19 protein-coding genes and 1 tRNA gene are annotated in these 18,053 nt (G+C 61.7%); 12 read left to right on the top strand and 8 right to left on the bottom strand.

All coding sequences use genetic code 11. The features are described 5' to 3' along the window. Positions 1-134 precede the first annotated feature (134 nt). Complete coding sequence (locus DPM35_RS12595; RefSeq protein WP_112127574.1) at positions 135-1,115, bottom strand: AraC family transcriptional regulator; 981 nt, start codon at positions 1,113-1,115, stop codon at positions 135-137. 258 nt (positions 1,116-1,373) lie between these two features. Further along, positions 1,374-2,516: an AraC family transcriptional regulator gene (locus DPM35_RS12590; RefSeq protein ID WP_181592000.1), complete on the bottom strand. Its 1,143-nt coding sequence runs from the start codon at positions 2,514-2,516 to the stop codon at positions 1,374-1,376. A 127-nt stretch (positions 2,517-2,643) separates the two neighbouring features. Here DPM35_RS12590 and radC point away from each other — a divergent pair, with 127 nt between their 5' ends. From radC to DPM35_RS12555, 7 genes are all read left to right on the top strand, one after another. Then, the gene (gene radC, locus DPM35_RS12585; RefSeq protein WP_112127572.1) at positions 2,644-3,396 is read left to right on the top strand and encodes a RadC family protein; all 753 of its coding nucleotides are present in this window, start codon (positions 2,644-2,646) and stop codon (positions 3,394-3,396) included. Positions 3,397-3,543: 147 nt separating this feature from the next. Further along, a complete protein-coding gene (locus tag DPM35_RS12580; RefSeq protein ID WP_112127571.1) occupies positions 3,544-4,431 on the top strand; it encodes a cytochrome c oxidase subunit II in 888 nt (295 codons plus the stop codon). 17 nt (positions 4,432-4,448) lie between these two features. After that, entirely contained in the window at positions 4,449-6,218 is a 1,770-nt protein-coding gene (gene ctaD, locus DPM35_RS12575; protein ID WP_112127570.1) for a cytochrome c oxidase subunit I, read from the top strand. Beyond that, the gene (locus DPM35_RS12570) at positions 6,215-6,919 is read left to right on the top strand and encodes a cytochrome c oxidase subunit 3 (protein ID WP_112127569.1); all 705 of its coding nucleotides are present in this window, start codon (positions 6,215-6,217) and stop codon (positions 6,917-6,919) included. Before ctaD ends, DPM35_RS12570 begins: the two co-directional genes overlap by 4 nt. 10 nt (positions 6,920-6,929) lie before the next feature. Further along, positions 6,930-7,652, top strand: coding sequence for a heme-copper oxidase subunit III family protein (locus DPM35_RS12565; RefSeq protein ID WP_112127568.1), 723 nt, complete (start codon positions 6,930-6,932; stop codon positions 7,650-7,652). 7 nt (positions 7,653-7,659) lie between these two features. Beyond that, positions 7,660-8,061: a cytochrome C oxidase subunit IV family protein gene (locus DPM35_RS12560; protein WP_112127567.1), complete on the top strand. Its 402-nt coding sequence runs from the start codon at positions 7,660-7,662 to the stop codon at positions 8,059-8,061. A gap of 148 nt (positions 8,062-8,209) precedes the next feature. Then, positions 8,210-8,683 (top strand): aminoacyl-tRNA deacylase, encoded by a 474-nt coding sequence (locus DPM35_RS12555; RefSeq protein WP_112127566.1) that lies wholly within the window; start codon positions 8,210-8,212, stop codon positions 8,681-8,683. Positions 8,684-8,726: 43 nt separating this feature from the next. Here the strand turns inward: DPM35_RS12555 and DPM35_RS12550 are convergent, their stop codons facing one another. The 4 genes from DPM35_RS12550 to tig form a co-directional block, all read right to left on the bottom strand. Next, positions 8,727-9,545, bottom strand: coding sequence for a DUF2189 domain-containing protein (locus DPM35_RS12550; RefSeq protein ID WP_112127565.1), 819 nt, complete (start codon positions 9,543-9,545; stop codon positions 8,727-8,729). 465 nt (positions 9,546-10,010) lie between these two features. Further along, positions 10,011-10,391, bottom strand: a complete 381-nt coding sequence (locus tag DPM35_RS12545) for a c-type cytochrome (protein WP_112127564.1) — start codon at positions 10,389-10,391, stop codon at positions 10,011-10,013. 269 nt (positions 10,392-10,660) lie between these two features. After that, the gene (locus DPM35_RS12540; RefSeq protein ID WP_245431514.1) at positions 10,661-11,182 is read right to left on the bottom strand and encodes a hypothetical protein; all 522 of its coding nucleotides are present in this window, start codon (positions 11,180-11,182) and stop codon (positions 10,661-10,663) included. A 176-nt stretch (positions 11,183-11,358) separates the two neighbouring features. Beyond that, the gene (tig, locus tag DPM35_RS12535; RefSeq protein WP_112127563.1) at positions 11,359-12,846 is read right to left on the bottom strand and encodes a trigger factor; all 1,488 of its coding nucleotides are present in this window, start codon (positions 12,844-12,846) and stop codon (positions 11,359-11,361) included. A gap of 342 nt (positions 12,847-13,188) precedes the next feature. On the opposite strand from tig, the gene DPM35_RS12530 reads away from it, so the two are divergent. Then, positions 13,189-13,273, top strand: a tRNA-Leu gene (locus DPM35_RS12530). Positions 13,274-13,387: 114 nt separating this feature from the next. Here the strand turns inward: DPM35_RS12530 and DPM35_RS12525 are convergent. Together DPM35_RS12525 and DPM35_RS12520 are read right to left on the bottom strand one after the other, a co-directional pair. Next, entirely contained in the window at positions 13,388-13,969 is a 582-nt protein-coding gene (locus DPM35_RS12525; protein ID WP_112127562.1) for a GDYXXLXY domain-containing protein, read from the bottom strand. Then, positions 13,966-15,084 (bottom strand): DUF2157 domain-containing protein, encoded by a 1,119-nt coding sequence (locus tag DPM35_RS12520; RefSeq protein WP_112127561.1) that lies wholly within the window; start codon positions 15,082-15,084, stop codon positions 13,966-13,968. The genes DPM35_RS12525 and DPM35_RS12520 overlap by 4 nt, the downstream gene beginning before the upstream one ends. Before the next feature lie 234 nt (positions 15,085-15,318). On the opposite strand from DPM35_RS12520, the gene DPM35_RS12515 reads away from it, so the two are divergent. The 4 genes from DPM35_RS12515 to DPM35_RS12500 all read left to right on the top strand — a co-directional run bounded on the left by DPM35_RS12515 (position 15,319) and on the right by DPM35_RS12500 (position 18,050). Next, the gene (locus DPM35_RS12515; protein WP_082056373.1) at positions 15,319-15,459 is read left to right on the top strand and encodes a DUF1127 domain-containing protein; all 141 of its coding nucleotides are present in this window, start codon (positions 15,319-15,321) and stop codon (positions 15,457-15,459) included. A gap of 50 nt (positions 15,460-15,509) precedes the next feature. Further along, positions 15,510-15,650: a DUF1127 domain-containing protein gene (locus DPM35_RS12510; protein WP_082056374.1), complete on the top strand. Its 141-nt coding sequence runs from the start codon at positions 15,510-15,512 to the stop codon at positions 15,648-15,650. Positions 15,651-16,026: 376 nt separating this feature from the next. Next, entirely contained in the window at positions 16,027-17,436 is a 1,410-nt protein-coding gene (trmFO, locus tag DPM35_RS12505) for a methylenetetrahydrofolate--tRNA-(uracil(54)-C(5))-methyltransferase (FADH(2)-oxidizing) TrmFO (protein ID WP_112127560.1), read from the top strand. Positions 17,437-17,618: 182 nt separating this feature from the next. Continuing rightward, on the top strand, positions 17,619-18,050 hold the full coding sequence (locus DPM35_RS12500; RefSeq protein ID WP_112127559.1) for a PqqD family protein: 432 nt from the start codon (positions 17,619-17,621) through the stop codon (positions 18,048-18,050). The last annotated feature ends 3 nt before the right edge of the window (positions 18,051-18,053 follow it).

Below are 18,053 nucleotides of genomic sequence, written 5' to 3'. Positions count from 1 at the left end.
GCGCCGTAAAACAGCCGGATCGCGTCTCCTCTTGGTGCCAATCGGCTCTGGTATCCTCGACCCCCGAGTCGTGACGACAGATCGTCTTGCGCAGGCGGGCAAACCTCTTCGATTGGCGGCTCGCGAGAATGCGTTCAGAGCTTCCTGCGGATCAACTCTGTCGGGAAAACCCCATAGGCAGCCTTGAAATAGCGGCTGAACCGGCCCGCGTTGGTGAAACCCCAGCGCAAGGCAATCTCCTCGACCGACGCCGGGTCGGTCAGAAGATCGGCGCGCGCCCGCTCAAGCCTGACCTGACGTTGATAGGCGCCGATCGAGATGCCCGCGAAACGGCGAAAACCCATCTGCAGGGCCCGGAGACTGACGCCCGACAAGGCGGCAAGTTCCGTTCCGCTCGGAAGCAATTGCGCGTGGTCATGGATGAAATCCATGGCGAGCTTCACATGCTGGGGCGCGATCATCGGTGGCGGCCGTCTCAAAATCTCCGAATAGTTGTTCGGCCAGCTTTCGAGCACGAGGTCGACAAGCACTTCGCGAATCCGCTCGGCGGTGAGGCTCGCCTGGTTGAGCTGAGGCCCGAATTCCGGACTTGTGATGCATATCACCAGAGAGCTGAGCGCACGCGCGCTGCTGGATGCCATATCCATGTCAGGCTGAAAGACCGGCTTCTCGACTACCGGATGGCCAAGCAGCGCCGACAAGCGTGCTGCCAGCAGCGGCCGTTCAATCACCACGCCGCAAAATGCGCTGTCGCCGAGGAATTCCACGGATCGGCTTGCTGTCCCTTCGGCAGCGACGGCAACGGTGGGCGAGCTCGCGAAGCTGCCGCTGCTTTGATGGAAAACAAGGCTGCCCGCCGTCGGAAAGATGAAGAAGACGCCGTCATGGAGTCGTTTGGGAAACACTTTGAACTCGCCCCGGACCCGGCTACGGCTGAAATCGATGCCGGCAACGCGGCCGTACGTCCCGGACATATTGAACCGATCGTCAGCCCGGACCGGTTCGATCCTCACTGGCGAAAAGCGTTGACTGATGAGTTGCGCTAAGCCGTCCGCGTCCTGCAGCTCAAAGTCCACCACCGTCTGGACCGAGCGGGCAAGTGCCCGTCCTGGCATGACATCTCCTTATCACTCCAACGGTTGAGGTCAGGCACGAACAAAATGCGATTTTGCCACCCCAGCGGCCGCCCCAGGCATTCGACTTGTGCCGCCCGCAGCCAACCAGAGGTGGCGCGTACAGGCCAAGGATCGTGTTCCACGTCCTTGTGCAGATACCCGACAAGCACGTCGGATTTCTCTCAAATTGGTGTCACGGATATCAAAAACGGACGAACAGGGAACAAGCCCCGGCCCGCGATCGGCACGGCACGACCGTCAAGCGATCGATCGCCTGTAGCAGGCGGGCGACATTCCCATGAACCGCCTGAAGACGGTGCCGAAATGCGCCTGGCTTGAAAAGCCGCACATCAGCGCGATCGAGACAAGTTCAAGCCTCGGATCGGCAAGATAGGACCTCGCCCGTTCGATCCGCGCTGTCATCAGGTAGCGATGAGGTGTCATCCGCATCGAAGCCTTGAAGCGGCGGAAGAACTGCTCGCGGCTGAGCCCGGCAATCGCGGCCAGTTCCTTGACACTTATTTCGCCACCAAGATTGGCTTCGATATAGTCAACCACAAGCCGAAGCTGGTTCGATCCAAGCTTCTCTGAAACGCGTGTTCGGGTTGTGCCGTCCGTTGAATGAAGCTGCAGAATGTGTGAGGCAAGCGCCCTTGCCAGATGCTCTGCCTTCAGCATATTGCTCCGAGGTGGCTCGTCGAGCGCGGCCCTGATCGCGTGCATCAGCAAGTAAAGCATCCGGTCCTCGGTGGCGAATGCGGGTATGATCGCTCGATCCGAACGGTGCGTCGCAAAAAGGTCGTCGGCGACCTCCTGCATCACCTCGTTCTTGAGATAGACGTGCAAGGCCGTGGCCGGTGCTGCGATTTCATCGCGCACGGCCATGCCCCCAGGCGTTATCGTGACGAGATTCGACGGCAGCACGCCATGGTACTGCTCTCCTCCAACCGAACGGCGCAAGTCGATGCCGGTCAGGGTCGATGCGAACCACACATCCGGGATGGCCTTGCGGATTGCCAAGTGAGGCCGCTCATCGGTCACAGCGGCGTAGACATCGGTCCAGCCAAGGCCTTCGCTCGATTTGACAACAGTGACATCGGGATGGACGTGCAAGGAACTTTGCGCGCGCCTGTATTCGTGCACGCCATGTGTCGCCGCGGTCGGCCCGCCGACCTCCCCGCCCCCCTTGGGTTCAACCTTGAAATGCGGAACCGTCGGCGTCACGATGACGACACCTCTTCGCCAGTTTTTCCACTTAGACGAGTAGAATTTTAAACTACGTCCCAGCGATCCGGGCGACGGCACCACAGACAAAACGCGCAATTTTAGACAATTTGCGCTTAAAAGCGCCACCTTCGCGCCGGTTGTTGCAGTGCCTGACGCGAACAGCAAGTTCGGCAAGGTGACAAGGACCGGAGCGATCGAAACTGGCCGACATCTGCCGATTTCTCGTTTAACGGCCGGTTTCCCCCTTTGGAATCATGTTCTAGTGTCTGCCCCGATCTGTTCGGAGGAATGTGGGCGGCCTATGGGGAAAGAGGACAACGAGCGGGCGTTCTTTTCAGAAGCCTGGATCGAGCCGCCGCAGAAGAAAGCAGCGGCGGAAGAAAAGCCGCACTATCACGGCCATCGCGATCGTCTCCGCGAACGCTTTGCATCCGGCGGGCCGGACGCCCTGCCAGACTACGAACTGCTCGAGCTTCTGCTGTTCCGGCTGATCCCGCGCGTCGACACCAAGCCGATCGCCAAGGCGCTGATCGCCCGCTTCGGCTCGCTGGCCGAAGTGCTCGGCGCGCCGGCATCCTTGCTCGAGGAAGTCAAAGGCATCGGGCCGACTGTCGCAATCGATCTAAAAGTCATCGCCGCAACCGCGCAGCGTATGGCGCGTGGCGAGGTGCGCGGTCGCGAAGTCCTGTCCAACTGGACGCAGCTGCTCGACTATTGCCGCTCCGCCATGGCCTTCGAGACCCGCGAGCAGTTCCGCATCCTGTTCCTCGACAAGAAGAACGGGCTGATCGCCGACGAGGTGCAGCAGACCGGCACCGTCGACCACACGCCGGTCTATCCGCGCGAGGTGGTGAAGCGCGCGCTCGAACTCTCCGCCAGCGCCGTCATCCTGGTCCACAATCACCCCTCGGGCGACCCCACACCGTCCCGCGCTGACATCGAGATGACCAAGCAGATCATCGATACGGCGAAGCCCCTCGGAATCGCCGTGCACGACCACATCATCATCGGCCGCAAGGGCAACGCCTCGATGAAGGGCCTGCTGCTGATCTAGCCACCGCTTTGCGCCCCGAAAGCTTGCTTAAAGAGCAGCACTTTGCCAATCAGATAGTCGGCTCTGGAATTTCAACCGGAAATCGAGCATGATGCAATTGGCATTTCGGGACGCTTCGCGCGTTTGAAATGCCGGGAGGAACGGGACATGGCCGTTGTGCTTGTACTCGTTTTGATCGTCGTGGGCTCGGTGTTGTTCCACTTCCTGAGCCCATGGTGGTGGACGCCCATTGCCTCGAACTGGGACTATATCGACCACACCATCATCATCTCCTTTTGGATCACCGGCGTCGTCTTTGCCGCTGTCGTCCTGTTCATGGCTTATTGCGTCTTCCGCTTCCGGCATCGGGAAGGCAATCGCGCGGCATACGAACCCGAGAACAAGCGCCTCGAATCGTGGCTGATGATCGTCACCGCGTTCGGCGTCACCGCTTTGCTGGTTCCGGGCCTGTTTGTCTGGAGCCGCTTCGTCACGGTGCCAGGCGACGCGACCGAAATCGAGGTCGTGGCCCAGCAATGGCAGTGGAGCTTCCGTTTACCGGGCAAGGACGGCAAGCTCGGCACTTCCGACACCCGCGACGTCACCGCCGACAATCCGTTGGGCGTGGCCCCCAAGGATCCGAACGGCCAGGACGATGTCCTGGTCGAAGCCGCCGATCTTCATCTGCCGGTCGGCAAGCCGGTCAAGGTGCTGCTGCGTTCGATAGACGTGCTGCATGATTTCTATATCCCGGAATTCCGCGCCAAGATGGACATGATCCCCGGGTCGGTGACCTATTTCTGGTTCACCCCGACCCGGACCGGCACCTTCCAGGTCCTGTGCGCCGAGCTATGCGGCCAAGGGCACCCGCTGATGCATGGCGTGGTCGTGGTCGACACCGAGCAGGATTATCTGGCCTGGCTCGGCCAGCAGCAGACCTTCGCGCAATTGTCGGCGCCCCAGCAATCGGGCTCGGCGAACCAGCCGCCAGGAAAGATAATGGCGTCCAATCTGGGCGTCGCGGCAAACTCGAAACTTTCGAGGTCCGCACAATAGGGCACGGAGGTGCTCCAATGGTCGACGTCACACCCGCAGATGCCGTTCCGCCCGCCGAAGTTGGGGAGGTGGAACTCTACCATCCGCACAGCTGGTGGACGAAGTATGTCTTCTCGCAGGATGCGAAGGTCATAGCGGTCCAGTACGCGGCGACGGCAACCGCGATCGGCCTGGTGGCGCTGGTTCTGTCCTGGCTGATGCGCCTGCAGCTCGGCTTTCCCGGCACGTTCGACTTCATCACGCCGGAGGCCTACTACCAGTTCATCACCGTGCACGGCATGATCATGGTGATCTACCTGCTCACCGCGCTCTTCCTCGGCGGCTTCGGCAATTACCTCATCCCGCTGATGGTCGGCGCCCGCGACATGGTCTTTCCCTATGTCAACATGCTGAGCTACTGGATCTATCTGCTCGCCGTGCTCGTGTTGGTGTCGAGCTTCTTTGCGCCGGGCGGACCGACCGGCGCCGGCTGGACGCTCTATCCGCCGCAGGCCATCATGTCCGGCACGCCGGGCGGACAGGACTGGGGCATCATCCTGATGCTCTCTTCGCTCATCCTGTTCATCGTCGGCTTCACCATGGGCGGCCTCAACTATGTGGTGACGGTGCTGCAGGGCCGCACGCGCGGCATGACCTTGATGCGCCTGCCGCTCACCGTCTGGGGCATCTTCACCGCCACCGTCATGGCGCTGCTCGCCTTCCCGGCGCTGTTTGTCGCTTGTGTGATGATGCTGCTTGACCGCGTTCTCGGCACCTCATTCTTCATGCCGGCGATTGTCGAAATGGGCACGCAGCTGCAGCATAATGGCGGCAGCCCGATCCTGTTCCAGCATCTGTTCTGGTTCTTCGGCCATCCGGAGGTCTACATCGTCGCGCTGCCGGCCTTCGGCATCGTGTCCGACCTGATCAGCACGCATGCGCGCAAGAACATCTTCGGCTACCGCATGATGGTTTGGGCGATCATCGCCATCGGCGCCCTGAGCTTCGTCGTCTGGGCGCACCACATGTATGTCAGCGGCATGAACCCCTATTTCGGCTTCTTCTTCGCGACCACGACGCTGATCATTGCCGTGCCGACTGCGATCAAGGTTTACAATTGGGTGCTGACGCTGTGGCGCGGCGATATCCATCTGACCATACCGATGCTTTTCGCACTCGCCTTCATCGTCACCTTCGTCAATGGCGGCTTGACAGGTCTGTTCCTCGGCAATGTCGTCGTCGACGTGCCGCTGTCGGACACCATGTTCGTCGTCGCCCATTTCCACATGGTCATGGGGGTCGCGCCGATCCTGGTGATCTTCGGTGCGATCTATCACTGGTACCCGAAGGTCACCGGCAGAATGCTGGACGAGACGCTCGGCCGCTTCCATTTCTGGGTGACCTTCGTTGGCGCCTACCTGATCTTCTTCCCCATGCATTATCTCGGCCTGATGGGTGTTCCGCGGCGTTACGCCGAACTCACCGACATGACCATAATGACGGATTCGGCTCGTCATCTGAACTCGTTCATCAGCATCATGGCCTTCATCGTCGGCTTCGCCCAGATGGTGTTCCTGTTCAACCTGATCTGGAGTATCCGCCATGGCCGCGAGGCCGGCGGCAACCCATGGCGGGCGACCACGCTCGAATGGCAGACGCCGCAGACGCCGCCGGCGCACGGCAATTTCGGCAAGGAGCTGCCGATCGTCTATCGCTGGGCCTACGACTACAGCGTGCCGGGGGCCAAGGAGGACTTCATACCGCAAAACGTGCCGGGCGACTTCGCGCCCTCGAGGGAGCCGGCATGAGCGTCATCCTGGTCTTTCTGCTGGTGATCGCCGGCTTCGCCGGATGGTGGCTTTCGCACCAGCGGCTGACCGCCAAGCCCTGGCTGGAGCAAGGCCTGGCCGGAGATTTCGTCGGTTTCGACCGGTCGGCGCTGCCCACCGCCAAGATCGGCCTCGGCGTCTTCCTCGCCGTCGTCGGCTGCCTGTTTTCACTGTTCACCAGCGCCTATTTCATGCGCATGGGCCTGCCCGACTGGCAGCCGCTGCCGCTGCCGCGCCTGCTCTGGCTCAACACCGGCGTGCTGGTGCTAAGCAGCGTCGCGCTGCAATGTGCCGTGGTCGCCGCGCGCAAGGGCCAGATCGACAACGTCCGGCTGGGCCTGGCCACGGCCGGGCTCACGACGCTTGCCTTTCTCGTCGGTCAGTTGATGGCATGGCGACAACTGACCGCAGACGGCTATCTGCTCGCATCCAACCCGGCCAACAGCTTCTTCTATCTGATCACCGGCATGCATGGCCTGCACATACTCGGCGGTCTGATCGGACTTGGGAGGACGAGCACAGGCGCCTGGAGTGGAGCGCGGCCGGAGCGGCTTCGGCTCAGCGTCGAGCTCTGCGCCATGTACTGGCATTTCCTGCTTTTCGTCTGGCTCTGCATCTTCGCCCTCCTGGCGGGTTGGGCCGCGACCTTCATCGACATCTGCCGACAACTGCTGACCTAGGAGACCGGCGATGGCCGAGACGACCATGACACATACCAGCCAGATGGAGCCCAGGCCCGCCGGTTGGCGCGGCATCGCCGCCGATTGGGCCTCGGACCAGCGGGCGTTCAAGAACGTGTCCTGGGGCAAGGCCATGATGTGGATCTTCCTGCTCAGCGACACCTTCATCTTCGGCTGCTTTCTGCTCTCCTACATGACCGCGCGCATTTCCACGCGCGTGCCCTGGCCGAATCCGAGCGAAGTTTTCGCCCTGCGCATCGGCGGTTCGGAGATCCCGCTCATCCTGATCGCCATCATGACCTTCGTGCTGATCTCGAGCAGCGGAACGATGGCCATGGCGGTCAATTTCGGCTACCGCCGCGATCGCCGCAAAACCGCGATCCTTATGCTTTTGACCGCGGCACTCGGCGCGACATTCGTCGGCATGCAGGCCTTCGAATGGACCAAGCTGATCACCGAAGGGGTGCGGCCATGGGGCAATCCCTGGGGGGCCGCGCAATTCGGCTCATGCTTCTTCATGATCACCGGCTTCCACGGCACGCACGTCACGATCGGCGTGATCTTCCTGATCATCGTGGCGCGAAAGGTCTGGCGTGGCGATTTCGACATCGGGCGGCCCGGCTTCTTCACCAGCCGCCGGGGTCGTTACGAGAATGTCGAGATCATGGGCCTCTACTGGCACTTCGTCGACCTGGTCTGGGTGTTCATCTTCGCCTTCTTCTATCTTTGGTGAGGCAGATATGGCTGAAGCAACCGCAAACGGTCTCGGACAACACGCACTGCACGCCACCCATGCGCATGATGCGGCCACGGCACCGGTCGCCGCCGAGGTTCACCAGGAGCACCCGATCAAGCTCTACCTGGTGGTCTGGGCGTGGCTGTTCATCCTCAGCACCTGCTCCTACCTGGTCGACTATTTCGGCATCCACGGCTATCTCAGATGGTCGCTGATCCTGATCTTCATGATGCTCAAGGCGGGATTGATCGTCGCCGTCTTCATGCACATGGCCTGGGAGCGGCTGGCGATGATGTATGCGATCATCCTGCCGCCGATATTGGTGCTGGTCTTCGTGACCATGATGGTTTTCGAAGCCGATTATACGCTGCTGACCCGCATCGCGTTTTTCGGACCCGGCCCCTGACCGGATACATTCGCGGCCGCCGGAACCGCGGATGCCGGCGCCTTGAAACGACAGGCGGCCGATCCATTTTCCGGAGCAGCAACCGGGCGCAATCGTGATTGCCCCGTTTTGCGCATGCGTCGTGAACTCAAGCAAAAGGACGCGGACAATGACCATAGCAAACAGGCTGAGGCATTTTATCGACGGCAAGGGAATCCCGTACGACACCGTTGCGCATCACCGCACATCCACCAGCAGGCAGGCCGCCATCGCCGCGCATGTGCCCGGCAGCATCATGGCCAAGTCCGTGGTCGTTCACCACGAGCTCGGTTACGCCCTGGCCGTGGTCCCAAGCACCCACAGGATCGAGCTCGGCAAGCTGCAGGACGTCATGGACAAACGTCTTGGGCTCGCTTCGGAGGACGAGGTGGTGTCGCTCTTCGATGATTGCGACATCGGCGCCGTACCGCCGATCGGCGCGGCCTATGACGTGCCGGTCATTCTGGACGAAAGCCTGCGCGATGCTGCCGATGTCTATTTCGAAGGCGGCGACCACAAGACGCTGGTGCATGTCAGCGGCAAGGATTTCCGCAACCTGACCACCGGCGCGCGCCAGGCGCGGTTCAGCCACCCGGCCTTCTAAGCACTTTGGCACAGATCCGCCGATACGCCGCGACTGCGCTCGATTATTGCGCCGGTCTGGGGTTGGCCGGCGGCTCCACGACCTTGCGATATACATGCCAGGTGGAGTGACCGAGGATCGGCAGCACGACCGCCAGTCCTGCGAACACGGGCAGCGAACCGATGATCAGCCCAACAGCGACGATCAGTCCCCACACGGCCATCACGATCGGGTTGGCCAGGACCACGCGCACCGACGTGTGGATGGCTTCGTAGGCACCGACGTCGCGATCAAGCAGCAGTGGGAATGCCACCACGGTGGTGCACAGCACGACCGCGGCGAACACGAACCCGATGGCGTGCCCCAGCACGATCAGCGTCCAGCCGCGCCCGGTGGCGAATATCTGGGCTATGAAACTGGACAGTGACGCCGGTGGCTCAGGGCCGAACAGTTGCTCGTAGAAGATCTTGGCGGTCAAAAGCCAGGCGATGAAGATTGCAAACAACATGATCCCGACCGCGGCGATGGCCGGCACCGCCGGGGAGTTCCTGACCTCGAACGCGTGCTGCCAGGATGCATCGAGCCCGGCCTCCCGTCTGCGGCTGATTTCGTAGAGTCCGATTGCCGCGAACGGGCCGATCAGCGCAAAACCCGACACCAGCGGAAACAGCAGCGGCAGCGCGTTTGCGCCCGATGTCCACGTGGCAAGCACCACGCCGACGAGTGGATAGATCATGCACAGAAACACGATGTGCGAGGGTTTGACCATGAAGTCGTCGACACCGCGCTTGAGCGCATCGAAAAGATCGGAAACGCCGATCTTTCTCACCCTGGTATGTTCCAGCGTTTCGCTGGCGCCTGCAATCACGTGAAAGCTTGCCATGAGCGTTCCTCCGAGCCCGGCAAGGTCGCGGATTCCACGGTGCTAGCACTCTGCGTGACTGGCCACGCAAACCGCGACCTGCACCGACCGCCAACATACTCCTTTGCGCCCGATTTGTCGTCATTTCATTGGAACGGATGGGGCAGCAGGCCGGGTCGCCATACTGGCTCCAGAAGGTTTTTTTCGATATTCTCTTGCAGCGTCGCGCGCCTTTTTTGGGCGCGCAACGGGCGCTGTACCGCTTTGATGGGCCTATGACCCTTTTCGAAAATCGATCTGGATTTTCGGGGCGTACGCCCGGTCGAAGGTGAACGTGATGGACACGCGGACGCTTGTCATACTCGGCCTTGGCATAGTTGTTCTGCTGCTGTTGGGGTTCTTCGCGCTGCCCGCGTGACGGCGCGCGTCGCGACCTTTCAACAGTGCAATTGCCGGACGATCAGCGATGGAGCCCGGAACGGCCGTCTATTTGGAGAACTGCTTCAGGTAGGCGATGACGTTGGCTATGTCCTTATCGTCCTTGAGGCCGGGAAACGTCATCTTCGTCCCCTTGACCATCGCTTGGGGGGCGTGAAGGTAGGTCGTCAGGGTCGGCTCGTCCCATTTGACGCCGGATTTTCCAGCCGCGATCATGGCCGCGGAATAAGTGAAACCAGGATGCGTGCCGGCAACACGCCCGATGACGCCGTGCAGAGATGGACCGATCCTGTTCTGGTCCTGGTCGGCAACGTGGCAGACCTTGCACTTGGTGAAGACCTTCTCGCCCGCGGCGGCATCTTGCGCCTGCGACGGGCTTGCGAAGAAGGTCGTAGCGGACAAGACGATGAAAAGCGCGATTGTACGCATCGCATTTCTCCCTGATGGTCTCGTTTTTGCGTCGGAGCGATCGGCACCACGCCGGTCCCGCTGCGTATGCTGCACGTTAGAGCGGAGAATCCGGGTTTCTTCAGTGGAATTGCGGCACCTATATACCACAGAACCATCCAAAAGGATAGAAAAAGGCCAGCTTTTGCCGAGGCTTAGGCCCGCAAATGCGATGCTCGACATCAGCGGCAGCTGTTCGGCCCGTAATAACGGCCGCCGAACTGGAAAGCGACGCGCTTTAGGCGGTGGGGTCAAGGCGGATCGGTGTTGCAGCTCGCAGCGAGCTGACCGAGCGCGTCCGAAAGACCGGCAAGCTCGAAATCCGCCTCACCGCGCCCCGACAGCAGGCCGAAGCGCCATGACAGCGTCAGCCGGCTCGCTGAAACCAGGCGCTTGATACCGTCGTCCCCATCCCTGACCAGCGTTCTGCCGCGGGGGCCGACCGACCAGCTTTCATCGGTCTTGCCGCCGTCGACAATGACGGAGATGGTGATCTTGCGGCTGGCGGAGACGGCGTCGTTGAGCTGGAGCCATTCGCTCCAGCGCGGTTCGCCGTCGGGCCGGCAAGCCAGCGTAAGCACCGGACTGTACCCCAGGGCTCCGCCGCCGGTGATCAGCTTGTTGCTGGCATGAAGCGAAGCCGTGATCTGGCCGTCATTGGAGCCGACGCTCCAGTTGCCCAGATTCGGCTCAGCCCGCGCGACACCGGCCGGCGCGGCCAACAAGAGCGCCGCGGCAATGACCACGTCTCTCATCATGAACCTCAGCCTCACCGATGCCTCCAAACGCCCGCGAATGCGATGAGGCGCAGATAATGTTCAATGCTTGGTATCGCCAGCACCGGACAATCAAGACAAGTTGTCTGTGTTGCCGCGCCGCCACAATGGAGTAATTCCTAATAAAAAGGCCGCCCGGAGGCGGCCTTTCTAAATCTCGGTGTTGAAACCTGTTACTCGGCTTCCTTGGCAGCCTTCTTCTTCGGCGCGGCCTTCTTCTTCGGCTCCTCGGCCTCGGCGGCTTCGCCCGCCTCCGCCTTGGCTTCGGCCTTCTTCGAGGAGGCCTTCTTGGCCGGCTTCGCCTTGGTCGCGGTTTCGGCTTCCTCGTCGTCGGCCATCAGTTCGTCCTTGCCGACCTTGACGTCATTGACCGAGATCTGGCCGAGCAGATAATCGACGACCTTCTCCTCGAACATCGGCGCGCGCAGCGCGTTGATGGCTTCCGGGTTGTTGCGATAGAACTCGAAGGCTTCCTGCTGCTGGTTGGCCGGGAAGCGGCGCACCTGCTCGAACAGGCCGCGCTGCAGCTCCTCGTCCGACACGGTGACGCCAGCCTTCTCGCCGATTTCTGCCAGGACCAGGCCAAGGCGCACGCGGCGCTCGGCAAGGCGCATATATTCGGCGCGCGCCTCTTCTTCCGTCGTCTCTTCGTCGGCAAAAGTACGGCCGGCGGCTTCGAGATCGCGATTGACCTGTGCCCAGATGTTGTTGAACTCGGCCTCGACGAGCTTCGACGGCGCCTCGAACGAATAGGACGCGTCAAGCTGGTCGAGCAGCTGGCGCTTCACCTTCTGGCGGGTCATCGAGCCGAACTGGTTCTCGAGCTGGCCGCGCACGATCTCGCGCAGGCGCTCGAGCGATTCCAGGCCGAGATTCTTGGCCGTCTCGTCATTGATTTCGAGTTCACCGGGCGCCGACACTTCCTTGACGGTGACATCGAAGGTGGCTTCCTTGCCGGCCAGATGCGCCGCCTGGTAGTTTTCGGGGAAGGTGACGGTGATCTGCTTCTCGTCGCCAGCCTTCGTGCCGATCAGCTGGTCCTCGAAGCCCGGGATGAACTCCTTGGAGCCGAGCACCAGCGGCTGGTCGGTGCCGGCGCCGCCGGCGAAGGCCTCGCCGCCGATCTTGCCGACATAGTCGATGGTCACGCGGTCGCCCTCGGCGGCCTTGCCGCCCTTCGGCTCGTAGCTGCGCGCCGATTCGGCAACGCGCTTGACCTGTTCGTCGACTTCCGATTCCGGCACATCATAGACCTGACGCGTCACCTTGATGTCGGAGAAATCCTTGATCTCGATCGCCGGGATGACTTCGTAATTGAGGCTGAATTCGAAATCGGCGCCGCCGGCCAGGATCTTCTCGGCCTCCTTCTCGTCCTCGGTCATGATCACTTCGGGTTGCATGGCGGCCTTTTCGCCGCGGCCGGTGATGATCGAACGGGTCGAGTCGTTGAGGATCTCGTTGACGACCTCGGCCATGAACGACTTGCCGTACATCTTGCGCAGATGCTGCACCGGCACCTTGCCGGGGCGGAAGCCGTTGATGCGCACCTTGTCACGGGCATCGGTCAGCCGCGCCATCAGCTTGGCTTCCATGTCACCAGCCGGCACGGTGATCTTGATCTCGCGCTTGAGACCGGAGTTAAGCGTTTCGGTGACCTGCATCCTAGAACCTTTGTTTTAACAATGAGACTGCCAAACGGTCCTAGCCGTTTACAGCCTGCCGGTATGATGTTGCCGGAAATGGCTTTTGGTACGGAACCTGGCGATTTGACCGCTAACGCGGTTCAAACTCTCCTGAACTACGCCATGCAAGATGCGAATAAGTTCTTGTTTTTCCTATAACTTTTCACGTCTTGCAGAAGCGGAAACTCACGTTCCGTCACATTCGACACGCCTTTTGTCACAGGCTAGGCCAATTTTCAACTATCTTCGCGCCTAGCCGGATAAGCATGATCTGGGCCCCGACATTGACAGAATGATGGCTACATGGGATTGCCGGGGAATGCGGATGTGGCGGAATTGGTAGACGCCCTGGATTTAGGTTCCAGTGCCGAAAGGCGTGGGGGTTCGAGTCCCTTCATCCGCACCATCCTTCGCTCTTCGAGCTTCGGATGGCAAGCCACCACCTGAGCTCGAAGAGCCGAAGGTGTCCTCCGAAGCCTTGGCGAAGGAGGACCGGCGCTGTCAGCGTCGAGCCAAGGCACTAATAAAGCGGCTCCTCGAACAGCGTCTTGTCGCCGTCCATCAGCGCCTTGATCTGTGCCGTGCCGTCGGATGCGAGCGCAAGCTTTATGCCGAACGGCCGCACGCGAATGTCGTCCTGGATCGCCACGCCTTCGCCCTCCGGCAGATAGAAGCGGTCGATCCCGTAGTCCGGCGCGACTGTCGCGTCCGCGTCACGCAGACCCCAACCTTCGGCGACGCGTCCTGCTATGTCGGCCTCGTCCGGACCAGCCGGCGCCGGCGCCTGGCCGAACCAGGCGATCGTGGGCTGCCAGTAGCCGTCAGCGCCCTTCCTCAGCCGCACCACAATCGATGTGTCGTCGCTGGAGAGCTTGCCTTGCGGAATGTTGGCGATCAGCTTCACCGGAATCCGCGAAATATTGTTGTTGAGCGAGATATAGTCGCCACGCAGCAGATCGCGCGGATCGACGGGCTGGACCTTCAGTAGCACTTCCTTGCCATTGCGCAGGATCGCGGCGCGGCCGGCGATGATCCAACTGAGAAAGCCGATCTGGACAAGAGCCAGCACCAGCGCGGAGATGATCAGTTTCTTGCCGGTCATGCCGTCGCTCCTGTTCCGGCAGGCGCCTTCATGCGCTTCTCGATGCGGATGATGACCAGCGCCAGTATGCCGAGCAACACCGCCGCCGCCAGGAAGAAGCCGGCCGTATCCAGCATCGACCTCAAGGTGACGCTGTAGATGATGGCGAGCTCGAAGGCGAAGCCGGTATAGGCCAGCCAGCGCAAGCCCCTGCTCTCGCGCCCCGCCAGCATGATTGCCGCCACGATACTGGCCAGCGCGACGATCGAGGCGACGGCAAACCCGCTGTTGTATGTGCTTTCATCCGCAAGCTCGAACTGGATGATCGCCATGCCGGTGAGGAAGCCGAGCAAGGCGTGCAAGGGCAGCCGGCCGCCGAGCTGGAGGATCCTGTCGATCGAATCGCCGGCAAAGACCGAAGCGGCAAAGAGCAGCACCGAGACGATGGCCAGCGACATGGCCACCGGCAGCGTCTCGCGATCCGTCGCCAGCAGAACCAGATAGAGAATGACCGACAGAATGACGAGGTGGCGCGCGGCCTGGCTGCGCGTCCAGAACGAGATGGCGAACAAGACGATCGCCACGACGATGAAGAGATGCGGGGTTTCCGCGCGCCAATAGAAGCCGAACCCCTTGAGAACCAGCCAGGCGTCGGCAATGCCGACCGCCGCGACCGTCAACGGGCTTGAACGCAGCGCGACCGCCGCCAGCGCCGTGCCGGCGCACCATGTCACCAGCGCCGAGGCCTCGTCGCCCGAAAGATGGTACATCTGTCCGATCAGCGCGATCGATCCGCCGAACGCCGCCGCGGCAATGATCCACAGCGCCTCGCCGATCGCGGCATGGTCACGCGTCTTCAGCACCGCGCCACCGACATAGCCGCCGAGGATCACCACGAAAAGCGCCGCCACGCGAACGAGACGCGGGAAGGCCTCCCAATTGGCGGCGACGAAAATCAGGATCGCCGCGCCGAACAAAAGCGCCGCCATCATCGCCAGGATGGAGCCGAAGCTCAGCGACGCGCGCTCATTGGCGGCGACATCGCGCGTCAGCGCCTCCGCCGTGGCGGGATCGATCAGCCCGGTCTCCCGCCAGCGCGCGATATCCGTCCTTACCCGTGCGGCATAGCCCGCCATGCATTTCCCCCAAGCCCGACCACTTCCTTAGTCGAAACAGCCAAACCATTGACGCAGCGGCATTTTTCGATTCGGCCTTGTTTGTGACGCAGGCGTGAATGGCGGTTAATGTTGCATTGCACAATTTGCATTGCTGCCATGCGCCAACGGCACTTTTAAATCGATATGATCCCACTTATTTTCTGTTCGTACACAAACGGAATGATCCGAACTAAAGACGAAACGAGAACTACCATGAACCTGATCCGCAACTACCGCAACTGGCGGCGCTACCGGGAAACCGTTTCCGAGCTGAACCGCCTGTCGAACCGTGAACTGACCGACCTCGGCATCAGCCGCAGCGACATCCACTACGTCGCCCGTAAGGCGGTCTAATCCGCTTCGGACCGCAAATGGTCCGAACCAGCTTTGAAGAGAGTAAGACAATGAACCTGATCCGTAGCTACCGTAACTGGCGCGTTTACCGCGAGACGGTTTCCGAGCTGGGTCGGCTTTCGAACCGTCAGCTCCATGATCTCGGCATCGTCCGCGACGAGATCAAGATGGTCGCTCGCAAGGCGATCTAAGCAAGGAATTTCGCCAGGGTCGACCTCCTCCCCGACCCTGACGGATACGGTCAACCTTCACCTCCTCCCGAGGGTTGGCCACCGAAACGGCGCCCGCCGGACCTCCTCCCCCGGCGGGCGTTGTTTGGAAGCGAACGAAGTTCGTCTTCCAGGGGTTTCGCCCCCTTCTGAAACGGCGAAAGGAATTTCGTCAAAGCCGACCTCCTCCCCGGCGATGACGAATTAGGTCGATCTTCACCTCCTCCCGAGGATCGACCCCCAAAACGACACCCGCCGGACCTCCTCCCCCGGCGGGTGTTGTTGTTTTTGGCGCCAGCTTCCCGCCGTCGCCGCCCGGCAATTGCAATCGGGCCGCCAAGCGATTATTCCGGCGCTCATGAGCAAAAATCCCGTACACGTCATCGGCGGCGGCCTCGCCGGATCCGAAGCCGCATGGCAGATCGCCCAGGCCGGCGTTCCGGTCGTGCTGCATGAAATGCGCCCTGTCCGCGGCACCGACGCGCATAAGACCGACGGCCTGGCCGAGCTCGTCTGCTCGAACTCTTTTCGCTCCGACGATGCTCAGAGCAACGCGGTCGGCCTGCTGCATGCCGAAATGCGGCTGGCCGGCTCGCTGATCATGAGCGCCGGCGATGCCAACCAGGTTCCCGCCGGCGGCGCGCTGGCCGTCGACCGCGACCGGTTTTCCGACGCGGTCACCGCGAAGATCGAAGCGCATCCGCTGATCACCATCCAACGCGAGGAAGTGCCTGGGCTTCCGCCAGCGGACTGGGACCAGGCGATCATCGCCACCGGTCCTCTGACGGCGCCGTCGCTTGCACAGTCGATCGCCGAGGCGACCGGCGCCGATGCGCTTGCCTTCTTCGACGCCATCGCACCGATCGTGCATTTCGACACGATCGACATGAACACGGCCTGGTTCCAGTCGCGCTATGACAAGGTCGGTCCCGGCGGCACCGGCAAGGACTACATCAACTGCCCGATGGACAAGGATCAGTACTTCGCCTTCGTCCAGGCGCTGCTGGAGGGCCAGAAAACCGAGTTCAAAGAGTGGGAAGGCACGCCCTATTTCGACGGCTGCCTGCCGATCGAGGTGATGGCCGAGCGCGGCGTCGAGACGTTGCGCTACGGCCCGATGAAGCCGATGGGCCTGACCAACGCCCACAATCCCTCGGTAAAAGCCTATGCGGTGGTGCAGCTCCGTCAGGACAATGCGCTGGGCACACTCTACAACATGGTCGGTTTCCAGACCAAGCTGAAGCATGCCGAGCAGGTGCGCATCTTCCGCACCATTCCCGGACTCGAAAATGCCGAGTTCGCGCGCCTCGGCGGCCTGCACCGCAACACCTACATCAACTCGCCAACGCTGCTCGATCCCTCGCTGCAGCTGAAGTCGCGGCCGGGCCTGCGCTTTGCCGGCCAGATCACCGGCTGCGAGGGCTATGTCGAAAGCGCCGCGATCGGCCTGCTCGCCGGCCGCTTTGCCGCCGCCGAGCGGCTCGGCCGGGCACCCGCGCTGCCGCCGGCGACGACCGCCTTCGGCGCGCTGCTCAACCACATCACCGGCGGGCATATCGTGTCGGATGATGAGCCCGGCAAACGCTCCTTCCAGCCAATGAACGTCAATTTCGGCCTTTTCCCACCGGTCGAAGCGCCGAAGACCGACGGCAAACGCTTGCGCGGCAAGGACAAGACCGTCGCCAAACGTCATGCGATCACAGCGAGAGCGCTGGCCGAGTGCCGCGAGTGGTTGGGGTTGGCGCCACGAACGGAAGCGGCAGCTTGATCTGTGGACTGCTCGCATCCGCCCAGCCTTTGCGACCGGGCTACCAGACCAGCGGCAAACCCTTCACCGACGACTTCGGACCACTCCCAGCGAAGTTGCCCGCGATACCGTGACCAAGGAACGCTTCCCCCATACGGTCTCATAGTGTATCACCCCGCATTTATGGGGCGAAGGGCGGTATAATGTCGGGCGTCGTCTTGGACGAAACAAATTTGTCGAGTGAGATCTTCGACGGTGAAGTCGTCGCGGTGAATTTTGCGACCGGCAAGTATTATGGCATGAGGGGAAGCGCGCAGCTCATCTGGGAGATGTTACGCGAGCCCGTCGATCCCGCCATGATCGAGACGGCGTTGAGGACGGGTTATCCCGACTTGGACGACGACGACGTTGCCTCGGTGCAACGCTTCATCGACCTCCTCGTGGAGGAAGGCATACTTCAGCCGGCCTCGCCGATCGCATCGCCAAAGCTACCCGACATTTCCGGTCGCGCATCGTTCATGAGGCCGGAACTGGAGATCCACACGGACTTGCAGGAGCTGATTGCCCTCGACCCCATCCATGACGTGGATCCGGGTGGTGGATGGCCGCTGCGGCGGGAATTGGGGGACAGCTGATCC

The organism is Mesorhizobium atlanticum, from assembly GCF_003289965.1.
GTDB lineage: Bacteria > Pseudomonadota > Alphaproteobacteria > Rhizobiales > Rhizobiaceae > Mesorhizobium > Mesorhizobium atlanticum.
Note: the sequence above shows the minus strand (reverse complement) of the source record. Positions and strands in the feature narration are given on the sequence as shown.

What these genes read in the sequence shown, in the direction of transcription:
- DPM35_RS12550 (WP_112127565.1), bottom strand. Translation starts at nt 9,545, where the DNA reads ATGGCAAGCTTTCACGTGATTGCAGGCGCCAGCGAAACGCTGGAACAT.
- DPM35_RS12595 (WP_112127574.1), bottom strand. Translation starts at nt 1,115, where the DNA reads ATGCCAGGACGGGCACTTGCCCGCTCGGTCCAGACGGTGGTGGACTTT.
- DPM35_RS12545 (WP_112127564.1), bottom strand. Translation starts at nt 10,391, where the DNA reads ATGCGTACAATCGCGCTTTTCATCGTCTTGTCCGCTACGACCTTCTTC.
- DPM35_RS12520 (WP_112127561.1), bottom strand. Translation starts at nt 15,084, where the DNA reads ATGGCGGGCTATGCCGCACGGGTAAGGACGGATATCGCGCGCTGGCGG.
- DPM35_RS12580 (WP_112127571.1), top strand. Translation starts at nt 3,544, where the DNA reads ATGGCCGTTGTGCTTGTACTCGTTTTGATCGTCGTGGGCTCGGTGTTG.
- ctaD (WP_112127570.1), top strand. Translation starts at nt 4,449, where the DNA reads ATGGTCGACGTCACACCCGCAGATGCCGTTCCGCCCGCCGAAGTTGGG.
- DPM35_RS12525 (WP_112127562.1), bottom strand. Translation starts at nt 13,969, where the DNA reads ATGACCGGCAAGAAACTGATCATCTCCGCGCTGGTGCTGGCTCTTGTC.
- tig (WP_112127563.1), bottom strand. Translation starts at nt 12,846, where the DNA reads ATGCAGGTCACCGAAACGCTTAACTCCGGTCTCAAGCGCGAGATCAAG.
- DPM35_RS12565 (WP_112127568.1), top strand. Translation starts at nt 6,930, where the DNA reads ATGGCCGAGACGACCATGACACATACCAGCCAGATGGAGCCCAGGCCC.
- trmFO (WP_112127560.1), top strand. Translation starts at nt 16,027, where the DNA reads ATGAGCAAAAATCCCGTACACGTCATCGGCGGCGGCCTCGCCGGATCC.
- DPM35_RS12555 (WP_112127566.1), top strand. Translation starts at nt 8,210, where the DNA reads ATGACCATAGCAAACAGGCTGAGGCATTTTATCGACGGCAAGGGAATC.
- DPM35_RS12515 (WP_082056373.1), top strand. Translation starts at nt 15,319, where the DNA reads ATGAACCTGATCCGCAACTACCGCAACTGGCGGCGCTACCGGGAAACC.
- DPM35_RS12570 (WP_112127569.1), top strand. Translation starts at nt 6,215, where the DNA reads ATGAGCGTCATCCTGGTCTTTCTGCTGGTGATCGCCGGCTTCGCCGGA.
- radC (WP_112127572.1), top strand. Translation starts at nt 2,644, where the DNA reads ATGGGGAAAGAGGACAACGAGCGGGCGTTCTTTTCAGAAGCCTGGATC.
- DPM35_RS12500 (WP_112127559.1), top strand. Translation starts at nt 17,619, where the DNA reads ATGTCGGGCGTCGTCTTGGACGAAACAAATTTGTCGAGTGAGATCTTC.
- DPM35_RS12510 (WP_082056374.1), top strand. Translation starts at nt 15,510, where the DNA reads ATGAACCTGATCCGTAGCTACCGTAACTGGCGCGTTTACCGCGAGACG.
- DPM35_RS12560 (WP_112127567.1), top strand. Translation starts at nt 7,660, where the DNA reads ATGGCTGAAGCAACCGCAAACGGTCTCGGACAACACGCACTGCACGCC.